Source organism: Aliidiomarina sp. B3213, assembly GCF_003290085.1.
In the GTDB taxonomy this organism is placed as follows: Bacteria; Pseudomonadota; Gammaproteobacteria; order Enterobacterales; family Alteromonadaceae; genus Aliidiomarina.
Genome location: NZ_QMKJ01000001.1, coordinates 660,334 through 679,823 on the forward strand (window position 1 = coordinate 660,334; position 19,490 = coordinate 679,823).

Here is a 19,490-nt window from a genome sequence, read left to right on the forward strand (position 1 = left end):
CGCAAGCTCCTATTCATCTTGATTCTTATAAAACGACTTCAGAGCACCACTCATGGCTAAAGGCTCTACATCTAAAACGGCAATACCGGCAGTTGGAAACAAAGGCGCTTGCACTGCGGTATCTAAATAATGCACCAAATAGCACACAAAAGGCATGTGAGACACCACCAGCACCGACTCTGCAGGCTCAATTTGCAACCTTGCTAACAAAGCGCCAGCAAACATTTCAGGGTCACCGTCTGGTGTAATCTCGGTACTAATCTCAGTGACTTCTACAGGAATTTGCTCAGCAACATGGTCGTAGGTTTGCCGAGCACGCGAATACGGGCTCACAATAGCTAAATCAATACCCTTCTCATGCTTCTTCAACCACTGCGCCGCAGTTTCTGCTTCAGCATGGCCACAATCTGTTAATACCCTATTCGCGTCTGCACCTGGATATGGGCGCATTACAGGAGGCTCGGCTTCGCCATGACGCATAATATATAACTTCACGATGTACTACTCGACTTCGATTCACTACGTTGTTTGTCTGGCCGACCACCGGTTACTTTGTCGGCGCGCCCTTCTTCTTTCGCACGCTCTGCGCGGCGACGGCGTATTTCTTTTGGATCGGCAATTAACGGTCGGTATATTTCAACTCTGTCGCCATTTTTTACCGTGTCGGTAAGCTTACAAGTGCGGTTCCATATACCCACACGGTCGGCACTTACCTCGAACTCAGGAAAAAACTTATCAATTTGAGAAAGCTCAATTGTTTTTTCCACTGTGGTTCCTTCAGGAACTTGCGTAGAAACAATTTTCTGTTTTTCTGGTGTGCCATACACCACTTCAACATTAACGAGTTCCGCCACTGCCATATACCTGTTTTGCGCGTTTTGCGAACGCGTCTACCATTCGGCTTGTTACCTCATTAAAAACCTTTGCAAAGGCAAAGTGAAGTAACTTACTGGAAAACTCAAAATCGAGTTGCAAGATAACTTTACAAGCGTCGTCTGAAAGCGGTTCGAACTTCCACCCCCCCTGCAAAGACTTGAAAGGCCCATTCAGCAATTGCATGTCTACCGTATGGTGCGGATGCAACGTATTTCGCGTGGCAAATGTTTGCTGAATGCCCGCCTTACTAATGGAAAGCTCGGCTTCTATAACCTGGTTACCATGAACGTCGTTCGAGCTTAATAAACGCGCACCCACACAACCAGGCACAAACTCTGGGTAAGCGGTTATGTCGTTCACCAAGTCAAACATTTGTTCGCAGCTATAGTGCACTAAAGCGCTGCGTTCCACTTGCGGCATTGCGCAACCTCTTTATTAGAAGTTCAGTTTTTCAAAATGGCGCACATTTTAACGTGTACTGCCCTTGCCTGCTACCGTCAAAAACCAATTCTTTTTCCTTTCATGCAACGCCTGAAAAGGTATAATAGGCGCATGAAATCAAAAAAGAATTCCAGTAGTACCATCGCCCTCAATAAAAAAGCCCGCCACGAGTATTTTTTAGAGGACAAGTTCGAGGCCGGAATCGAGCTTCAAGGTTGGGAAGTAAAAAGCATCCGCGCAGGTAAAGTAAACATTGCCGACAGTTATATTCTGTTGCGCAACGGCGAAGCCTTTCTGATTGGTTCTCGCATTCAGCCACTCAACAGCGCATCAAGCCATGTAGTGTGCGACCCAGAGCGTACACGCAAGCTGCTTATGAAAAAGCGCGAATTAAGTACCCTTATCGGCAAGTCTGAACGCGAAGGCTACTCTATTGTCGCCACCGCTATGTATTGGAAGAAGTGCTGGGTGAAGCTTGAAATTTACCTTGCTAAAGGTAAGAAGTCTCACGACAAGCGCGACACCATTAAAGACCGCGACTGGGCACGCCAGAAAGAGCGGATGCTGAAGCACGAGGTTCGTTAAGTTTCGCAAATGCAATTTGCATTCACAGGAAGCCAGTTTCCATCGGAACCGCACTTTTGTTCAATCCTGCAATTATAGAAACTTGCAGGGTTGAGCATCTCACACTCTCGTCCTGAAACGATATCTGTATGAACTTCATTCAACGGAATAGTGGGTATCACAAAATTGGCAAACATTTGGGGCGTAGAGTTATATATCGGGTGAAAATACGCATAGCCAGCACACTCGTTGTTATGTTCTGGAAGTTTTATCCATTCCATTTGTGCCACCAAATAAGTGGAGACACTGGTACTTTTTAAGTTTCTCGCCGAAATCACAACTTCCGAATTATATTCCCCCTCAGTAGTTAGCTCATGGCTTACCCAGCAAACAAGATCACCAAACTCATGAGGCGGGATATTGTTCTTGTCACACATCACTTCTGCGCCATTTGAAGCTTGAGCTTGAATACTACAGCCATGAATACATGACTCGATATGCATATGGAGCGTAGCACTAAATTGTTTATCTATTTGCTCCACACTGCACCCTTCACAAGAGTAATTACTGAGTTTGGGAGGCTCTGCGGCTAGACACCATAAACTCACCTGTACACAGCGAGTTACGCTAGTCTGTAATTCTTCTAAGCGATAAAATGCCTCTAAAAATCGCGTGTTAGCATCACCAGACAGAACAAGATTGTTGCGAATGACGACTTCCGAAGCCTTAACTTCAGTTGCGTTAAGTTCTTCTGACCAACTTTCTACGGAGACGAGCCCCTTTACATCAGCTGATTCAGTTAACAGTTGTGCTGAACTAACCTCATTCATACTGGCGGCACCTATATTTGTATTTCCAAGAATTCCAGAACTGCTTTGTATATCCTGAAAGTCCAGCTCAGAAATATCCCCATGTCTCCCAATTAGAGTATCGGTGCTCAACGCAACAGAATCTGCGGAATCACTCGTTGCAGTCTCGGCATGTAGATCAGTTACACTTACATCGTTACTCTGCTGTATATTGTGTTCTTCAAATTCTAAAGAGGCGCGCATTTGTAGATTTCCGTTCGTATTGTGAGCTCCCCTAGTAGCAATTCGACTGCCCACGATATCAAAGGACTCTGGCAGCAACAGTGATACAGTAGAGTTATCCAGAGACACATCCACAAGTACTTTAGAAACTTCTTGTGCCATCGATGCTCGCAGAAAGGCAATATTTAAACGTAATGGCTTTTCTAATACCTCTACGCGTGTAGCTATTTCTCCTAAACTGGCGAGTGCCTTTACTACACCATTACTCTCAACCCATTGATTGAAACTCTGAGTTTTTGATTTACTCCAATATAGCCTGAGAAGATGCATCCGAACCTCATGGATCTGTTGGAGAGCATAGCTACGTTGAGTCTCCGCAGTTTTAACCGCATTAATCAACATGGCGGTAGTTAATGTTGCACTCACCAACCCAAGAATAGCCAAAGCAATAGGAATAAAATAACCTGCTCCTCCTTTCATGCCCATGTTTAGTCAGAACCCGGTAAGGTGGTTTTTGTTTCGTCTAATTGAGGAAAGTTTTGCCCTGTTTGAAGTTCGAATAGCCATTCTATAATTTGATTATTCTTGTTCGATGAAGCTAATGTTTGAGACTCAATAAATGACGCGGTTGCGAGGCGCAGCTGTACTAGTCCGAGTAACTCCCACGCTTGTATATTCTTTGGAATTTGCTGAGTTACGCCATATATCAACCCATGTGCTTTCATATACTCACCCGTTCGAAGATATAAATAGCCAAGTTCTAGTTGATACTGAAAGTCTTCTGGGTAGTTACGCGAAAGCTTTCTTAGGTCGCTTTCCGCTGTTAAATAGTCCCCACGATTCATTGCCTGACTAGCTCTTAACTCTAACTCGGAACGTTTAATTGGAGACCAGGTAGACTGAGCAAAGCCGGTAAGTTCACATCCTGTCAATAAACTCAGCGATAGTACAAACCCCATGTACGCGGGGAATCGATTTTTATTCATTTTTACGTCCTTGTTTAAGAGCTTACAGCTGTCCGCTTTTCGATGACTCCATAAGCGTTCCAGCAAGTTCTAACGGACCAAGGCCTCACTGCTTTATGCTGCTGAAGTGCGCGTCCGTTATGATCCAGCCAAATCAAATCGATCGATTCAAACATAAACATTGTGTGTATTGATTTACACTTCGGTAAATACAATGCATCACACTGGTTCGGTTTTACCATCCAACCTAATGCTCGATGCCAAAATGACATGGGGCGCCATAATTTCTCTATGCCATATTCTTCACACAACTGCTTCATTGCATCTTCACCCAAATCAGACCAACAAATGGCAGTAAGGTAGCGGGAAAGATCAGTAATGCGAGCGGGGCAAGAAGCCTTACAGGCGTTTCTTGCGCGACTTTTTCTATTTCAAACTCGATATTTTCACGATTAATTCTAGATTGCTCTGTCATGAGAGCATGTACACCACTTCCCTGAAGAGCCGACTGCTTCAGTAAGTTTATAAAGATTCTAATTTGCGGGCACGGTAAAGTTAAGTAAACAGACTCAATCGCTTGAGAGTAAGAGTACCCTGTCTTCAGACGGCTCATAGCTAGCTTCAACTCTTCCGTTAAAGGACCCGACCTTATATCCCTCAGCACCCTCTGCAATGCAGTGGCAATGGGAAAACCCGCTATAGATAGTAACGCAAGACCATCAAGTACATGCGGTAACTGATATACAGCTTCTTTTCTTCTCGATTTCGCTTTTCGAGACGCATTTAAAAAAGGCTTTAAAAGCCACAATAAAACGATGGCGCTGGCCACAAAGAAAAAGGGATTCATTAGAAAAAAGTTGAGTGGTGCCAGCAAAAAGAAACACAGCACGAGTAAAGTGGTTCTTAGTTGTACATATTCTTGACTGTATCCAGCTAAGCGCATGGGAAACAGTAATGCGCCTTTACTCGATTTGGGTAGCCTCTCAAATAGGTATGCCGCAATAGAATTTAAATAGCGCCTAATAATAACCCCATGCGTCAACAAGTAGCGCAATGACCAATAAAACGCACTAATAACAATACACAGAGTGAGCGATATATAAATCACAACGGAACCCTGACATTCAATAATTTTCTCATCCAAAGCTGTCCTGTAACAACCAAGAAAATAACGGTTCCCATAAGTAAAGCTCCAAATGTGCTGTTTATGAGAATGGTGATCGCTTCCGACTCAATCATGTAAAGCGCCAAAAACAATAAAAATGGAAGACCCGACATCACTTTGCCTTGCATATTACCTTGCGCCGAAAGGCTTCTTACCCGGTCTTGCAAGCGACTGCGCAAGCGCATGTTGTTTGCCAGTAATTCAAGAATTTTTGCCAGTTGCCCGCCAGAAGAGGATATAAGAGTCAACATGCACACCCATCTTTCCAGTTGTTCATTTTCAAGATTTGCGGCCATTCTTTGCAAAGCTTCATTGAGCTTCCACCCTAACCGTACACGCCTCATTACTAACCCTAATTCTTGGCTTAAAGGATACTCGGCATTAGCTGCAACAAAGTCAAAAGCGCTATTTAATGAGCCTCCAGATGAAACATGATTACCTAACATGATACTTGCATCGGGAAGTTGCTTAACCAGTTTCGATACACGAGTATTTTTAAGGCGTTTTAAAAGGACTGGAGGAAAAATAAAACTAATCAGAAAAAAACTAAACGTTAAAGCCAAGCTTTGGGTTAATAACCAGCATAGTATTGCTAAAAAACCAGCTAATGACATACAGATAAACAAGAATTGCCGTGCGGGTATAAATAGAAACAATTCCACTAACCCCTGCTGTATCTGTTCCTCGTATCGGTTTTCTAACGCCATAAAATAATCGCTCAACGCAGCTTTGCACGCCGAATACAGCGTGTATGTCACTAAGCCAATACTTATCATTATCGCAGCGGCTAGAATTAGTCTGCGCCCATTGTGGCTGAGATAATTCGCGCTTTATAACTCTCAGGTAAAACTTGGGTCAACAAAGAGACTTCACCAGTAGGGATAAGTTTTTGACTTACCGGATCACGTTTGAACAGTTCTGCGAGCTGTATTGTGTTCGATTCAGATCCCTGAACCTCACACAATGACTCAATTCTTCTCTTTCCCTCTGATGTTCTTGAAACTTGCAGTACAAAGTGAATAGCGCTAGTCATTTGCTGACGAATCGCATTAATCGGTAACTCCATTCCAGACATAAGCACTAAAGTTTCCAATCTCCTCAGCGCATCTCTGCATGTATTTGCGTGTATTGTGGTCATAGAGCCACAGTGACCAGTATTCATAGCTTGCAACATGTCTAAGCTTTCACTAGCTCGGCACTCACCTACAATGATTCTATCTGGACGCATACGAAGAGCGTTAACAACCAACTTACGAATAGAAACTTCGCCCTCACCTTCTTGATTGGCAGGTCTGGCCTCCAATCTAACAAGGTTACTGTGGTTTACCTGTAATTCAGCCGCATCCTCCACAGTAACAATGCGCTCTTCACCGGGGATAAATGATGACAATATATTCAGTAAAGTTGTCTTCCCGCTTCCTGTTCCTCCACTTACCAAAATATTAAATTTACTCGTTACCAGAATGGGTAAAATATCAGCGAGTTCCGCTGAACAGCTATCGCTTTGCACTAAATCATCAAGGGTTAACTGTTTTTTTGAAAATTTACGAATAGTTAGGCTACTACCGTCAACAGCGAGAGGAGGTATAATCGCGTTTACACGAGAGCCACAAGCCAAACGAGCATCCACCATGGGGGAGCTCTCATCAATACGCCGCCCTAGAGGAGTAACAATACGATCAATGATCTGGCGAACACGCTGCTCACTCTCGAGGTTCACTGGTGAACGCTTAAGTTTCCCTCCACGCTCAACAAACACAGTATCAAACCGGTTCACCATAATTTCAGAAACCTGTTGATCTCTCAGTAAATCGTCAATAGGACCAAGCCCCAACAAATCGTCTAGTAAAGTACGAACAACTTCTCTAGGGTGCTCAAATCCTCCATTAAACCCACCTTCATCAAAGGTACTTTGAACTTCTCCATCAATCATGTTGGTCAGGTAATTCCGAACCGCGCTCTCCTCCATATCTTCTAGAACATTATGACTCTGATCCAATTGCCGTATTGCTAACTGTTTAATTCGTTCATAAGCATCCATGCCTAACTCTCCATTTATTCAATACACTGCGCTAATTGAAGTTGCTCTGTAAGATGTCTTGTTCTTAGTTCAGTTTCGGTCGCACGGTTTTCTTGCAAGGAGACTATGTTTGGCTGAAGAAACACAACTAGCTCCGTCATTTGACTACGAATCTCTTGTGAGCCACCTAGCCACTCTAAAGGGGTATTGTTATTACTCTGAAAGCTTTCTTGGCTTTTCATACCCGCTAATATCAAAATTTCATTAGGCTCTACCACGACTTCCGACTGAGATCGGCGAGTTAATAAACCTGGGATACCATTTATTGATACTGCCGAGTCCAAATTACTCATTTCCGCATCAACATAAACTTTGATATCGCCCTGATCATCGATTTCTCCTTTCGTCCTAATTTTAATTCCGTAGGGATGAAAGTTAATGTTGGGGTTACCATCATTTGATGCAGCAGGCACTGGAATTTCACCTCCAGCATGGAACTCACTCCAAACATTTTCCAAGGACCGGATAGTTGGAGAGGCTAAAAGCCTTGCTTCACCTCTTTGTTGAAGCAAGCTAAGTATCGAAGATAGTGAAAAATCCCATCCAAGATTCAAGTTTGTTAGAGCATCACTTCTGCCGGTATTGCTCTCGGAGAACTGGGTGAATAAAGATACAGACGGACCATTTACGCTATCGCTCCAGTTCACTCCGTACTGAGTTAATGAGCTTTTTTTTAGCTCTGCAACTTGAATATTAAAAATCAGCATTTCTGGCTGCTTCTCAATTTTTGTTAATTGTGAGACATCCAAGCTTTGAAATGAACTTGCAAGCTGTCTTACCTGTTCAAACGTCTTTTCCTCAAGCCGTCCTGATAACCAAATACTCTCAGGTGTTTGCAACCGCTCTACATTGCTGCCTGCTAAAATCACATCTAGAAAATGAATTAAAATGGCTCTCTCTGGGGGAGAAATAACAAAATCATACTCTACCTTCTCTCGCTCCGTAGCATTTTCATTCCAAGCTGTAATGTTTAAAGAGCCAGCTCTAAGCCCTCTTACATGAAGAAAGGTATCGCTTAATAATGCTTCCGCAAGCTCTGGCTGACTCGACACCACTCGACTTGGATTGAATGGCAGTTCTATCGAAACTTGCTCTCCCACTTCGAGTATCATTCTTTCATTAGCGTATAACTTAATTGAAAGAAGCGTCAGAAAGGAATAAAGCGATAAACCCAGTATATGAAATCGCATCTTCACCGCGCCCCGTAAGCTACGCCAAAGAGACTAGGTTCAGTGAATGACCTTAAAATAGGTTCTGACTGTCCATTAGAGATGACAAATTTCAATTCAGAGCGGTGATTTAACTCATTAAGTAACGCATATTGACGTTGTGGAACTCCAAATGTGACGTAGTCATACTCCTGCTCACTTTGACCGACATGCAGTGGTGACAACCTAATGATAGGAGCTTGGGAAACCAACAATTCCCACAGATTTACCTTTCTTTGATAAATGCTTACCGAGTCACCGAGTTGAAAAGCTCTATCGTGAGTCCATACGGGCTCGGCTTCGACAGTAAATGGGTAATAATTTTCTTCTAAATGCTCGACAAATCCATTATCACCTTCCTGTAAATGTATGCGTTGAAGAGGTTTTCCCGCAAAAACAGCGACCTTAGTCTTATAACCAGTAACATTTTCTAGACTGCCTATCACAAGTGTGTCTACCGGCAATGCTTCAACAGCTAGTCTTCTAACCGCAAGGTTTTCGTTAGAAACCACTTCTCCAACGTCTAAGTCTCGAACAGGAACTAAAACTGCGCGCTTATCTACGGGTAAAGGAGGTAGCCTCGGGCGAGCATTTACCTGACGCTCAACCTCTAGTCTCATCATCGCAAACGCTACGACAGAAAACACGACAGCCAAAATTAGGGGAATAAATAAATTTACAAGTAGTTTCTTCTTGCTCATGCTGTATCACTCACCAATTTCCGTTTGATGTATTTCCAGCTCAAAAGTTAGCAACTTTCCATTTTTCTTTTGTGCTGTCTTTACGACAAAGCTATCCTCTTCATACCATGCAATTACATAGCTTTGAGTCGCTACTTGGCGAAGGACAACTTGGTTCGTACCTCTGCCTAGCTCACTTTCAATTTTCCTCGCATATCTCCACAAGCTAATAGAGCTGTATGAAGTATTTAATATTGTCCCTGGCCAACGATATGCAAATGACTGATGCTCAGACGCGTTTTCCTTTAATTTCGTCTGATGCCACAATGTTTTATTCGTCGAAGCTTCCACACTGACTATTTGCTCTGGGTCTACACATATCCAATAGTTTCGAACTTCTTCTACGACTGTGTATGTATCGCTTGTACCCAGATACACCTCGTGACACGAACGATTTGCTAACCAAGCTTCAATGTCCGAGAACGACTCTCGTATTTCCAAACTTTGAACTTCAAAAACATGAAGATCTGTAGCGGGTAGAACGACCCTTGTTTCCCAGTGCTCAGGAATGTCGAACGAAGCAATTTCACCGTTCATCACCAAAGCTAATAAAGCGAGATTCAATGCTCTTCCGGTTGATACTCGGGTACAACCTCAGGATCAACCCAGCCCAGTTTCAAGCTACTCGGGCCAAACTCACGAGCAAACGGAAGGATTGCGACCCATTGTTGAACGGTTTCAAAAGGAAGTTTAGATATATGATGTGAAGTTACAAATTGGCGTGGAGCATTTGAGAGATCACCTTGTGATTTTGCGCTCCAACTATCATTGATTTTTCGGTAACTAAACCACTCTTCGCCACGATTTAGTACCTTTACCCGGTTTTGGTTTCCAAGTGGAAAATGTGAATTTTCAATTCCAGGTAAAGTGCTCCAAACACCTGATAAAACGCTCGCCGAAGAATACTCTTCATCCGTTTCTAGACTGAAATCAATTTCATCTCCTTCAGCAAAATCATAGTCCTCGTCAAGCTTTTCAGGAATTAATGCGCGCATATTCAAAGCGTTTCTAATCCATGCTTGTTCTAACACAATATTTGCCTGCTGGTCGGCGTCATACTTGTCGATTAGTCGCTCCGAGAATTCTCCAAACGCGAACAATACAATCAATCCCACCAATCCGATAAAAAGTGAGGACTCGAGCATGGCTTGCCCTTTTTCAAATATCATAAAGTTACCGCCCTAACCTGTTGTTCGATTACAGATCTATCAATAGTCGTTACCGGATGCGCTCGCTCAAACCATAAGCCATTAAATAAGTTAGGAGACTCTGTATTTCTATCTCGGCGCGGAAATAGAGATTGAGGTCGAGAAAAAGCGACTTCATACCTTCCTATACCTACATGTAGGAGGGGTTGTTGCGATAATTCATGTTTCACCGAAGAAGTAACCACTACGGTGACTTGAGGGAATTCATTACTCTCTTCTGACAGAAGATATTGATATGGTGTCGCACGTGCCCTAGCGATTCTGTTCACTCGGTTTAAAGCTCTACCGGTCGTTCTTCTATTAATTTGATAAGTTCCACCAAACTCATTTCTCGAGGCTCTACGAGGCGGACGCTGACGGTTATAGCTAGCGCCGCCGCCATAACGGTACTCATGATGACTAAACAGAATACGCTGATGAACTGCGAGTGTGTCTATGCTTTGCCAATACACTTGGTTATTTCTCGACACAAGTTCAGAACCTCCAGCACGGTCTACCGAAACCCATCGCAGATCGAACCAATTGTATGACCTATTCCGAGTAAAGGGGTCTCTGCTATGCCCGACCCATTCGGCGTAATTTTCGGGTTGCTTTCGCTGCTGAAAGTTAAGCCATAATTCGGAAGCTCCCGTAAGAGATTGGTGGTTAAGAAGCGCGATCTGATAGCCTTCCCCACTTTGTCCAACAACTTCATTCACTGTTTCCAAAGCAGAAACCCAGCTAGCATGATGAAATGCCATTTGAGCGAATTCTAGCCCCTTGATAATCGCTGACTGGGCTTCAATAGTAAGGCTTATCCCTGTATTGATGGGCTGCTTCATTCTCTGGACGGTTTTCGCTAGGCTTCGCGTTGCTGCATTTAAATATGGAACCCAACTCGTAAATAACGCAGTTCGCACGCTGACATCTTCAGTCATAGAAAACCATGAGTGAAGTGCCATTAATTGCCCAATAAAGACTTCATTGGCCAAAATTGCACGGTTGGTTGCAGCTTTGAAATTTAAGTCTCTAGCCCCCAAAACTGCCAATGATTGAGCGGCATGATGAGCTACTTTTTCAACATGCACTTGCTGTTGGCTCTGAACTGCTAACTTAACCACCGCTACTAGCCCAAAAAACATCCCGCTAAGAAGTAAAACACCGAGCACCAGAACCTGTCCCCGTGCGAGCCTCAATCTCCATCACCTTCGTTTGACTCATCGTAATCTGCTAATCCATAGTCTTCTGCTGCTGAGTCTTCAGCATCGTCAGCAGCGTCTTGAGCTTCTGAGAGAGAATCGTTTGCAGACTGCCCCGATATTTCTTGAGCAACACCCGCGATTTGATTACGTAATGTTTTCCCAAATAACGAATACACCCCAATAGCAGACACCACCACTAATGCCAAAATAACAATGTACTCAGTCATACCTTGACCTGAAGACTTGATAACTCGCATAACTACCTCCCTATGAAAACTCACTTTCACAAGGTCTAGCAGGCAAATTTAAGTTGGGAAAGAAAACCTAGCGGTTTTAATCGATCGCCAAGTACTTATGAAGCTGCACCGATAAACGCCAGTTGCGTTTGATGCAGGTTTCTATGGCAAGTTCTGTTGCTCGTGGCCGTTGGCTGATGGGTTGTAATGCTATTGAAACTGTGGGGTCTACGGGGTGTTCTTTTAGCAACTCGTCTAATGCGTCGACATGCTTTTGCATGGCTATTGGGTACTTAATTTCGTTCGCACGTTGCATGGCCTGTGCGCAAATGGCGTAGCCGCCGGGCATGTCTACTTTCGGGCTTACGGTTACCCATGTGTCTGGGTGTACGCGCACTTCAAATGTACCACTGGTTTCAATTTGGCATTGATAACCGGCCTTGTGAAGCGTTGTGGTAAGTTCTGTTAGGTCGAACATGCATGGCTCGCCCCCGGTAATCACTACATGTTTGGCGGTCCAGCCTTGTTGCTGGAATTGCTCTAATATTTGCGCTGGAGTTTGCGAAGCCCACTGACTCGACTCTTTTTTCTTAGCCAATACGTCTTTAATTTCAATTTTGTCGGTTTGCTCCATAGGCCACGTATGCTGGGTGTCGCACCATGGGCAACCTATTGGGCACCCCTGTAAGCGTAAGAATATTGCTGGCACACCTGTATAAACACCTTCGCCCTGAATGGTTTCAAATGCTTCATTCACCGGCAAAGTTGTTTGAATTTGGGGTGCGGGGGCAATTTTCATGCAAACGGTCCTTATTGTATTTAAAGTTCTATCGAGCTTCGCAGTGCGCTAAAATATACGGGAATTATAAAGGAGAAGACAGCTGTGAGCGAATCGGCGTTAAAGAAAAACATTGTGGTTATCTATTCTGGCGGAATGGACTCATTTACGGTGTTGCACAAAGCAATTCAATCAGGGAAAAACGTTCACGCACTGTCGTTTAACTACGGGCAACGTCATAAACGTGAATTGGTTGCCGCTGCCGCAGTTTGCGAGCAATACAACATTCCACACAAAGTTGTAGATATAAGCGCAATTAACTCGCTTCTTGCAGGTTCTTCCTTAACGGACGACATTGATGTTCCAGACGCAGAATATGCAGAAGAGAACATGAAAAACACTGTGGTGCCTAACCGCAACATGATTCTCCTTTCACTTGCAATTGGCTATGCGGTGTCACTGGATGCACAAGAGGTATGGTACGGCGCGCACTCTGGCGACCATGCAATTTACCCAGACTGTCGGCCAGAATTTGTAAAAGCCATGAACGACGTTAGCCAAATAGCTAACTATGAACCGGTAGACATTGTTTCGCCTTACCTAACTAACTCCAAAGCTGAAATTCTTGCCGATGGCTTAAATATGAACCTCGACTACAGCAACACATGGACTTGTTATAACGGTAGAGAAAAAGCCTGCGGACGTTGTAGCGCATGCCGCGAACGTTTACAGGCTTTTGAACTTAATAACATTCAAGACCCACTAGCGTACGAATAAGCAAGTTCTTTCGCAGCGCGGTGACGTTCAGGGTTTTGCTCAAATGCTTGCCCTAATAGCTTGGTAACCGCGCTTTCATTGCCTTCTGGGACGGGTGTTCCGCTAATTACAGCTTCTGCTGCTTCTCGGTCGTTACACACTAACAGTAGCTCGCCACCGGCACTAAAAGCCGCTTGCGCTCTGGCATTCACATCGCCTACTACCTTAGCTCCTTCCATAGTTAAATCGTCGCTGATCACTACACCTTTAAAGCCCAATTCTTCACGAAGTACGTCCTGCACCCAAAACTTTGAAAAGCCAGCAGGCATAGTGTCTAGCTCAGGGTAAATGACATGAGCAGGCATAATGGCGTCTAATTGGTCTACCAGTTCTTTAAATGGTACTAAATCTTTCGACCATATCTCTTGTTTGCTGCGCATATCTTCCGGAATCGCGATGTGCGAGTCGGCTACTACCGTTCCGTGACCAGGAAAGTGCTTACCTACATTACGCATTCCTGCTTCACGCATACCCTGCATAAATGCACTTGCAAGCTTTACAATAAGCTCTGGTTGTTCTGCAAAAGCACGATTACCAATAACTTCACTGTCCCCGAATACGTCGAGTACTGGCGCGTAACTCAGGTCGATGTCTAAGCATCGCAACTCATAAGCCATAAGCCAGCCCATCTCTTTCGCGTCATTTTGGGCTTTCTCGAGGTCGTTTGGGTAGTGCTGGTAAAAGCTTGCCATGGCAGGAATAGGTGAAAATTCAGAGCGGAAACGCTGTACTCGCCCCCCCTCGTGGTCAACGGAAATCAAAAAAGGTCTTTGAACCGCGTTCCGAATGTCTTGGATTAGCTCTTTTAATTGTAACGTATTGTCAAAGTTACGAGTGAACAGAATCATGCCTTGTACAGCAGTATGTTGGAACAGTTCTGCATCTTTCTCTTCAAATCTTGTGCCTTCAATATCAATCAAATAACCGCTCATGCACTCTCTTCTCTTCTTGAATTATCGGTAACGCTCACTCATTATGTTACTAAGATGTTTAGAGGTGTGAAACGTTATGAAAGTAAAATATCCGCTTATTTTAGGTTTAAGTCTGTTAGCCACCAGTTGTAATGTCGAAGACTTCACGCAAATGGAAGTTGTAGGCGACGTTGTTGGAAGTTGTAGCCAAACAGGGAAGAATCGTGAAATGGCTGCTTTCATGTATGAATCTTACCTTTGGAATGACGACATTCCTGCGAATATTAATCCCTCCCAGTATTCTAGCTTAGACGCACTGCTTAATGCGATGAAAAGGCCCGACGATCAATTCTCGTTTTTACTCACCGAACAAGAATACATCGACCGCTATGTAAATGCTGTTTATTACGGGTTTGGCTTTAGCAGCAATAACAGAACAGACCTAGACGTTATTGAAATTCGTTATGTCTACGATGGCTCTCCCGCAGGGCAAGCTGGGCTGAACCGTGGAGACCGTATTATTGAGGTTGACGGTGTTAGCATTGAAGAATGGTTCAATCGCATATCACAGGGCACTGCCTCAAATAGCGACATATTCGGACCGAACGAATTAGGCATTGAAAAAGACATTGTATGGCGGACACCTGACGGTCAAGTACTCAGCGCCATTATGAGTAAAGAGGAAGTTGAAACAAACACTGTTATGCACACTCAAAGGGAACAAGTGGGTGATGTTGAAGTGGGTTACTTTGTATTCGACACGTTTATCAATCGCTCTGCACAAGATTTGAATACCGCTTATGACCAACTAGACGGCGTAGACGAGCTCGTGATCGACCTGCGTTACAACAGCGGCGGTCTTATTCGTATCGCTAATCAATTATCGTCTCAAGCCGCTTGGAACAGTGTTCAAAACGAGATCTTCGTGACCTACAGATACAACGACAACTTCCAACCCAACTCCATTCTATTTGATTTGGGTGAAGGTATTACCCGACTCAACGTAGATAAAGTTTACGTACTTACTACGCCATCGAGCTGCTCTTCATCAGAGTTAGTGATTAACAGCCTAAGACCGTTTGTCGACGTAGTCACCATTGGTGATAGAACGTGCGGCAAACCAGTAGGCCAAAGCCCACGACAATTCTGCGATGAAATTCTCTTCTCTATCAATTTCGAAACAGTAAACGCCGTAGGACAAGGTGGGTACTTCGATGGCATAGCACCTGACTGCAGTGCACCTGACACTATAGTTGGAGACTGGGGAGACAATAACGACCCATTGCTGTCAACTGCTTATCACTACATTGAGAACGGTAGCTGCCCGGCAACTGCCACGACCTCAACGACTGATTGGCAGCCCATGCAAAGAAATCCGCTACTCGATAAATTTGAAAGCGAGCATTAAGTGGAGTTTACGCCTCGTCTTTTAAGATGGGGCGTAAGTCTTCTAGCTTATCGAACAAGTGCCAAATATAGTTGGTTGCTCCCTTTTCCCTATGAGGATGCAGGTCGGCAAGTTTGGGGTCGTTTCGGTAGCTCTCAAAAGCCTCTTTAGATTCCCATTCAACAAGTATCATTACTGTGCGTGGCTCAATATCACCCTTCGCAGCCTCACGAAACTTTCCCAACGAAATCACTTTGCCACCATGCGCCGTAACTTCGGATACTGATCGTTTGGCGTAAGCTAAGTAACTTGCTTTGTCTGCAATATCGAAAAGGTTTAGCGCGTACACAGCCATAGTGAGTTCCTTGTTAGCCTAAATATAATGTTCAAGATCCAATCAAGAGCTAACAGTAACTTCGCTCTGAATCGTTTCTATTTGCTCAAGCTTATCTTTAATAGCTTTTTCAGCTAACCACAAATCTAATTCACGTTGAGCGTTTAACCACACATCAGCGGAGTTACCAAACAACCGCGACAACCTCAACGCCATCTCTGGACTTACCGCCCTTTTCTCACGAACTAATTCATTTATGGATTGACGAGAGACACCAAGTAAACGCGCAGCTGAGCTCACCGTGAGATTATACTCAGGAAAAAAATCCTCTCTTAACATTGCCCCCGGATGAGTAGGCACTCTGTAGGGACGTTTACAATTAACCAATGACAAAATAGCCCCCTTATTTATGGTAATCACATATTTCAACATCGTAAGCATCTCCATTTTCGAAACGAAAACAGATGCGCCATTGGTCATTAACTGATATGGCGTGTTGCCCTACACGATCACCGCTTAATGCGTGGAGTTTGTTACCTGGAGGAACTCTCAGATCTTCAATACTTGTAGCCGAATTTAAATAATCCAACTTTCTTGAAGCCCGCTCATGAAGACTAAACGGTAGTTTCCTACAACGCCCCCAATTAAAGAACTCTAATGTTCTTTTATTAGCAAATGACTTGATCAATTGTAACGCCTAGCGTGACAGCCGTCAAAGGGTGCGGATTATAAAACGCTGAACAACACCAGAGTGAGCATCACCAGTAACCTCAGAGTGGAGCTCTCCACCACATGACTGAATGAGGTTAGCTGATGCTGGATTAGACTTTTCACAATGAATATGGATTTCTCGAATACCCATATTCGTTGCCTGCTCTAAAGTCTTTTGCATGAGAATTTTACCGACACCACTTTTCCTTACCGATGGCCGAGTACTTAAGCCTATGTGCCCACCCATAAACCTAATGGAGTCATTAAGCTGGTGCCGTAAGTTGGACACACCGACTATTTCACCTTTATCAATAAGCCAATAGGTAGTGCTGGCAACGTAATTTTCAGGCAATCGAATACCGTTTCGAATCTCTTCTATACGTTCTAAAAGTGCGGAAAAATCTTGATGGTCGAAGTCTAAGGGAAAAGGATAACGTTCCTCGTCCCCTAGTTCTTCAATATAGCTTCTATACGACAGCTCGTATTCCTTGGTAGGTAAAATAAGTTCCATCTTATTCAAGTCCTTGCTTAGTCGACTAAGCTCTCATATTTGTTGTTCTTAAATGCTTCGAAGGCAAAGCTATCAACAGCTATAGCTCGTTTACGTAGCTCTTCACAGGTTTTAAGTGCAGGAACTTGGTCCTCGTCAACGAGTCCTAGTTTTGCAGCAGCATCAACCCATTCATCACCGCTTAAGTTGCGGTCTAACTCACCGGTTTTTTCTGCTTTCAATAGCTTTTTATATACTGACTTCAGTTCAAACATAAGCTGGAAAGCAAGTTCCATGTGGCCGGTCATATCTTTTGGATCTTCTTTGTAATATGACAAGAACGTATGACGATCACGTGTTCCACCCGGTATCATCATTTGCTCTGAAATATCACGAGCGTCTTTGTCTGATGGTGCTTTGAAATGAACACCGAACGGGAAAGTAAGACGACGCAAAATACTACCCACGTAACGTGCTGGGAAGTTATCAAACGCAGCTGAAAATGCCTTCCCAATCTCAAATAAATGATGATCTAACGCATAGCGAACAAACGGCAAGTCGGCAGCTAAGCGCCCTTCGTCTTCAAATCGTTTAAGAACTGCAGAGCCCATGTATAGGTGGGAAAGTACATCGCCTAAACGCGCGGAAAGCATTTCACGACGTTTCAAATCTCCGCCGAGAGTTAACATAGACATATCTGCACATAGCGCAAGTGCCCTACTTAGTCGTGAAAAGTGCTGGTAATAACGCACTAATTCACCGCTCACAGGAGCAGATGCGAAATGCGAAGAGGTAATAGCATGCCAGAAGCTACCCAACGTGTTCCTTGCGGCAAAGCCAATATGGCGAATAAGCAATGCATCGAAGTCTTTTAAACCTTGCTCTTCGTCTGAATTGCTTGCGGCTTCCATTTCCTTTAATACATATGGGTGGCAACGGGTTGCACCTTGACCGAAAATCATCAGATTTCGGGTAAGAATGTTAGCCCCTTCAACCGTAATTGAAATAGGAACGCCCAAATAGCCATTCGCTAAATAGTTTAACGGCCCCATTTGTATGCCTTTACCCGCATGAATGTCTAAAGCGTCATTTAATACAGTGCGCCCCATTTCCGTCATGTGGTATTTGGTCATTGCGGTAATCACAGAAGGGCTATAACCATTATAAAGAGACAGTACAGTTAAACGTCTCATCGACTCTAAACTGTAATTTAAACCGCCAATACGGCCCATCGCAGACTGTACACCCTCAAATTTCCCAATAGGCAAACCAAACTGCTGTCTTACATAAGCATAAGCGCCGGTGTAACGCTCCGCATTATGGCCGGAGGCAGTAGCGAGAGCAGGTAATGAGATCCCCCGACCAGCTGACAAGCACTCGACGAGCATACGCCAGCCTTTACCTGCGTAGTCAACACCACCAATAATCCAGTCTAGTGGTATAAATACGTCTTTACCTTGAGTTGTGCCGTTCATAAACGCTTGCATAAGCGGTAAATGGCGGTCCCCTGTTTTTACGCCCTTATGGCTTGTTGGAATAAGCGCACAGGTAATGCCTAATTCTTCCTTATCACCCAGTAATTGCTCGGGATCATAAAGCTTAAATGCCAAGCCAAGAACTGTAGCAACAGGCGCCAATGTAATGTAACGCTTGTCCCAGTTCAGGCGAATACCAATAGCCTCTTTGCCTTCAAATTGGTCTCGGCACACCACGCCTGTGTCGGGAATACCGCCGGCGTCTGACCCTGCTTCTGGTCCCGTTAGAGCGAAACATGGGATTTCGTCACCGCAAGCCAAAGCCGGAAGCCAACGCTCTTTTTGCTCTGCTGTACCGTAATGGGTTAAAAGCTCGCCTGGACCTAACGAGTTTGGCACCATAACGCTGACAGCGGCGCTTAATGAACGGGTGGCAATACGAGCCACAATATGAGAATTAGCCGCAGGGGAAAAGTCTAAGCCACCATATTCTTTGCCAATAATCATGGCAAAGAATCGTTCCTTTTTGAGGTAGCTCCACACCTCTTCAGGTAAGTCCTTTTGATGCGCAATAATTTCAAAATCATCGAGCATGTCTAACAGCGTTTCTAGCTGATTATCAATAAACGCTTGTTCTTCTTCGGTAAACTTTGCAGGCTCCGTACTTAGCAAGTTCTCCCATTTCGGATTACCTGAGAATAACTCACCGTCCCACCAAATATCTCCGGCTTCCATGGCTTCACGCTCAGTCGTCGACATTGGCGGAAGTACTCGCTTGAAAAATGCAAACGCTGGCTTTGAAATAAGCCTTTTCCGCACATCTGGAATACCAAATACGATAAGGCCGGCAATAATGATTAACAGTAATAAAGTCATTCTGTACTCCGATGCAA

At 44.2% G+C, this 19,490-nt stretch carries 24 protein-coding genes; 3 read left to right on the forward strand and 21 right to left on the reverse strand.

Translation table 11 applies throughout. The features are described from left to right. Positions 1-9: 9 nt before the first annotated feature. The 3 genes from sixA to DQX04_RS03150 are packed head-to-tail and all read right to left on the reverse strand — an operon-like array spanning position 10 to position 1,296. On the reverse strand, positions 10-495 hold the full coding sequence (gene sixA, locus DQX04_RS03140) for a phosphohistidine phosphatase SixA (protein ID WP_126266330.1): 486 nt from the start codon (positions 493-495) through the stop codon (positions 10-12). After that, positions 492-854 (reverse strand): RnfH family protein, encoded by a 363-nt coding sequence (locus tag DQX04_RS03145; protein WP_207916199.1) that lies wholly within the window; start codon positions 852-854, stop codon positions 492-494. Before DQX04_RS03145 ends, sixA begins: the two co-directional genes overlap by 4 nt. Continuing rightward, entirely contained in the window at positions 838-1,296 is a 459-nt protein-coding gene (locus tag DQX04_RS03150; protein ID WP_111914345.1) for a type II toxin-antitoxin system RatA family toxin, read from the reverse strand. Before DQX04_RS03150 ends, DQX04_RS03145 begins: the two co-directional genes overlap by 17 nt. 132 nt (positions 1,297-1,428) lie before the next feature. On the opposite strand from DQX04_RS03150, the gene smpB reads away from it, so the two are divergent. Further along, positions 1,429-1,902, forward strand: a complete 474-nt coding sequence (gene smpB, locus DQX04_RS03155) for an SsrA-binding protein SmpB (RefSeq protein ID WP_207801078.1) — start codon at positions 1,429-1,431, stop codon at positions 1,900-1,902. On the opposite strand, the gene DQX04_RS03160 is transcribed toward smpB, so the two are convergent. From DQX04_RS03160 to queE, 12 genes are all read right to left on the reverse strand, one after another. Beyond that, the gene (locus tag DQX04_RS03160) at positions 1,899-3,392 is read right to left on the reverse strand and encodes a hypothetical protein (RefSeq protein ID WP_132327469.1); all 1,494 of its coding nucleotides are present in this window, start codon (positions 3,390-3,392) and stop codon (positions 1,899-1,901) included. The two genes, smpB and DQX04_RS03160, sit on opposite strands and share 4 nt — an antisense overlap. A gap of 8 nt (positions 3,393-3,400) precedes the next feature. Continuing rightward, complete coding sequence (locus DQX04_RS03165; RefSeq protein ID WP_111914349.1) at positions 3,401-3,898, reverse strand: M48 family metallopeptidase; 498 nt, start codon at positions 3,896-3,898, stop codon at positions 3,401-3,403. A 295-nt stretch (positions 3,899-4,193) separates the two neighbouring features. After that, positions 4,194-4,985, reverse strand: a complete 792-nt coding sequence (locus tag DQX04_RS03175; RefSeq protein WP_126266332.1) for a type II secretion system F family protein — start codon at positions 4,983-4,985, stop codon at positions 4,194-4,196. After that, on the reverse strand, positions 4,982-5,698 hold the full coding sequence (locus DQX04_RS03180) for a type II secretion system F family protein (RefSeq protein WP_165831928.1): 717 nt from the start codon (positions 5,696-5,698) through the stop codon (positions 4,982-4,984). Before DQX04_RS03180 ends, DQX04_RS03175 begins: the two co-directional genes overlap by 4 nt. Before the next feature lie 137 nt (positions 5,699-5,835). Continuing rightward, the gene (locus tag DQX04_RS03185; RefSeq protein ID WP_111914357.1) at positions 5,836-7,083 is read right to left on the reverse strand and encodes a CpaF family protein; all 1,248 of its coding nucleotides are present in this window, start codon (positions 7,081-7,083) and stop codon (positions 5,836-5,838) included. A gap of 14 nt (positions 7,084-7,097) precedes the next feature. Next, a complete protein-coding gene (locus DQX04_RS03190; protein WP_111914359.1) occupies positions 7,098-8,312 on the reverse strand; it encodes a pilus assembly protein N-terminal domain-containing protein in 1,215 nt (404 codons plus the stop codon). A gap of 2 nt (positions 8,313-8,314) precedes the next feature. Then, the gene (locus DQX04_RS03195) at positions 8,315-9,031 is read right to left on the reverse strand and encodes an SAF domain-containing protein (protein ID WP_111914361.1); all 717 of its coding nucleotides are present in this window, start codon (positions 9,029-9,031) and stop codon (positions 8,315-8,317) included. A 6-nt stretch (positions 9,032-9,037) separates the two neighbouring features. Next, positions 9,038-9,634, reverse strand: a complete 597-nt coding sequence (locus DQX04_RS03200; protein WP_111914363.1) for a hypothetical protein — start codon at positions 9,632-9,634, stop codon at positions 9,038-9,040. After that, positions 9,631-10,239 (reverse strand): hypothetical protein, encoded by a 609-nt coding sequence (locus DQX04_RS03205; RefSeq protein ID WP_111914365.1) that lies wholly within the window; start codon positions 10,237-10,239, stop codon positions 9,631-9,633. Before DQX04_RS03205 ends, DQX04_RS03200 begins: the two co-directional genes overlap by 4 nt. Further along, entirely contained in the window at positions 10,236-11,378 is a 1,143-nt protein-coding gene (locus DQX04_RS03210; protein WP_126266333.1) for a hypothetical protein, read from the reverse strand. Before DQX04_RS03210 ends, DQX04_RS03205 begins: the two co-directional genes overlap by 4 nt. Positions 11,379-11,449: 71 nt before the next feature. Continuing rightward, a complete protein-coding gene (locus DQX04_RS03215; protein ID WP_111914368.1) occupies positions 11,450-11,716 on the reverse strand; it encodes a Flp family type IVb pilin in 267 nt (88 codons plus the stop codon). A gap of 76 nt (positions 11,717-11,792) precedes the next feature. Continuing rightward, a complete protein-coding gene (gene queE, locus DQX04_RS03220) occupies positions 11,793-12,494 on the reverse strand; it encodes a 7-carboxy-7-deazaguanine synthase QueE (protein ID WP_111914370.1) in 702 nt (233 codons plus the stop codon). Between the two features lie 84 nt (positions 12,495-12,578). Between queE and queC the strand changes: the two genes are divergently transcribed. Next, the gene (gene queC, locus DQX04_RS03225) at positions 12,579-13,250 is read left to right on the forward strand and encodes a 7-cyano-7-deazaguanine synthase QueC (protein ID WP_207916198.1); all 672 of its coding nucleotides are present in this window, start codon (positions 12,579-12,581) and stop codon (positions 13,248-13,250) included. Here queC and nagZ read toward each other — a convergent pair. Continuing rightward, a complete protein-coding gene (gene nagZ / locus DQX04_RS03230) occupies positions 13,226-14,221 on the reverse strand; it encodes a beta-N-acetylhexosaminidase (RefSeq protein WP_111914374.1) in 996 nt (331 codons plus the stop codon). The genes queC and nagZ overlap by 25 nt on opposite strands. 76 nt (positions 14,222-14,297) lie before the next feature. On the opposite strand from nagZ, the gene DQX04_RS03235 reads away from it, so the two are divergent. Continuing rightward, the gene (locus DQX04_RS03235) at positions 14,298-15,608 is read left to right on the forward strand and encodes a S41 family peptidase (RefSeq protein ID WP_111914376.1); all 1,311 of its coding nucleotides are present in this window, start codon (positions 14,298-14,300) and stop codon (positions 15,606-15,608) included. Between the two features lie 7 nt (positions 15,609-15,615). Here DQX04_RS03235 and DQX04_RS03240 read toward each other — a convergent pair whose 3' ends face one another. From DQX04_RS03240 to DQX04_RS03260, 5 genes are read right to left on the reverse strand one after another with little or no spacing between them, the layout of a single operon-like run. Then, positions 15,616-15,942 carry a DUF1330 domain-containing protein gene (locus DQX04_RS03240; RefSeq protein WP_111914378.1) on the reverse strand — a complete coding sequence of 109 codons (327 nt, stop codon included), beginning with the start codon at positions 15,940-15,942 and terminating at the stop codon, positions 15,616-15,618. 42 nt (positions 15,943-15,984) lie between these two features. Next, positions 15,985-16,353: a HigA family addiction module antitoxin gene (locus DQX04_RS03245; protein WP_207801079.1), complete on the reverse strand. Its 369-nt coding sequence runs from the start codon at positions 16,351-16,353 to the stop codon at positions 15,985-15,987. After that, complete coding sequence (locus DQX04_RS12600; protein WP_111914380.1) at positions 16,325-16,609, reverse strand: type II toxin-antitoxin system RelE/ParE family toxin; 285 nt, start codon at positions 16,607-16,609, stop codon at positions 16,325-16,327. Before DQX04_RS12600 ends, DQX04_RS03245 begins: the two co-directional genes overlap by 29 nt. 24 nt (positions 16,610-16,633) lie before the next feature. Beyond that, positions 16,634-17,143 carry a GNAT family N-acetyltransferase gene (locus tag DQX04_RS03255; RefSeq protein WP_111914382.1) on the reverse strand — a complete coding sequence of 170 codons (510 nt, stop codon included), beginning with the start codon at positions 17,141-17,143 and terminating at the stop codon, positions 16,634-16,636. A gap of 17 nt (positions 17,144-17,160) precedes the next feature. Next, positions 17,161-19,473, reverse strand: a complete 2,313-nt coding sequence (locus DQX04_RS03260; protein WP_111914384.1) for an acyl-CoA dehydrogenase — start codon at positions 19,471-19,473, stop codon at positions 17,161-17,163. Positions 19,474-19,490 lie beyond the last annotated feature (17 nt).

Excerpts from the sequence above, each read along its gene's own strand:
- DQX04_RS03215 (WP_111914368.1), bottom strand. The coding sequence starts at position 11,716 with ATGCGAGTTATCAAGTCTTCAGGTCAAGGTATGACTGAGTACATTGTT.
- DQX04_RS03190 (WP_111914359.1), bottom strand. The coding sequence starts at position 8,312 with ATGCGATTTCATATACTGGGTTTATCGCTTTATTCCTTTCTGACGCTT.
- DQX04_RS03255 (WP_111914382.1), bottom strand. The coding sequence starts at position 17,143 with ATGGAACTTATTTTACCTACCAAGGAATACGAGCTGTCGTATAGAAGC.
- DQX04_RS03240 (WP_111914378.1), bottom strand. The coding sequence starts at position 15,942 with ATGGCTGTGTACGCGCTAAACCTTTTCGATATTGCAGACAAAGCAAGT.
- DQX04_RS03195 (WP_111914361.1), bottom strand. The coding sequence starts at position 9,031 with ATGAGCAAGAAGAAACTACTTGTAAATTTATTTATTCCCCTAATTTTG.
- DQX04_RS03165 (WP_111914349.1), bottom strand. The coding sequence starts at position 3,898 with ATGAATAAAAATCGATTCCCCGCGTACATGGGGTTTGTACTATCGCTG.
- DQX04_RS03205 (WP_111914365.1), bottom strand. The coding sequence starts at position 10,239 with ATGATATTTGAAAAAGGGCAAGCCATGCTCGAGTCCTCACTTTTTATC.
- DQX04_RS03245 (WP_207801079.1), bottom strand. The coding sequence starts at position 16,353 with ATGTTGAAATATGTGATTACCATAAATAAGGGGGCTATTTTGTCATTG.
- DQX04_RS03160 (WP_132327469.1), bottom strand. The coding sequence starts at position 3,392 with ATGAAAGGAGGAGCAGGTTATTTTATTCCTATTGCTTTGGCTATTCTT.
- DQX04_RS03235 (WP_111914376.1), top strand. The coding sequence starts at position 14,298 with ATGAAAGTAAAATATCCGCTTATTTTAGGTTTAAGTCTGTTAGCCACC.
- smpB (WP_207801078.1), top strand. The coding sequence starts at position 1,429 with ATGAAATCAAAAAAGAATTCCAGTAGTACCATCGCCCTCAATAAAAAA.
- nagZ (WP_111914374.1), bottom strand. The coding sequence starts at position 14,221 with ATGAGCGGTTATTTGATTGATATTGAAGGCACAAGATTTGAAGAGAAA.
- queE (WP_111914370.1), bottom strand. The coding sequence starts at position 12,494 with ATGAAAATTGCCCCCGCACCCCAAATTCAAACAACTTTGCCGGTGAAT.
- DQX04_RS03185 (WP_111914357.1), bottom strand. The coding sequence starts at position 7,083 with ATGGATGCTTATGAACGAATTAAACAGTTAGCAATACGGCAATTGGAT.
- DQX04_RS03150 (WP_111914345.1), bottom strand. The coding sequence starts at position 1,296 with ATGCCGCAAGTGGAACGCAGCGCTTTAGTGCACTATAGCTGCGAACAA.
- DQX04_RS03260 (WP_111914384.1), bottom strand. The coding sequence starts at position 19,473 with ATGACTTTATTACTGTTAATCATTATTGCCGGCCTTATCGTATTTGGT.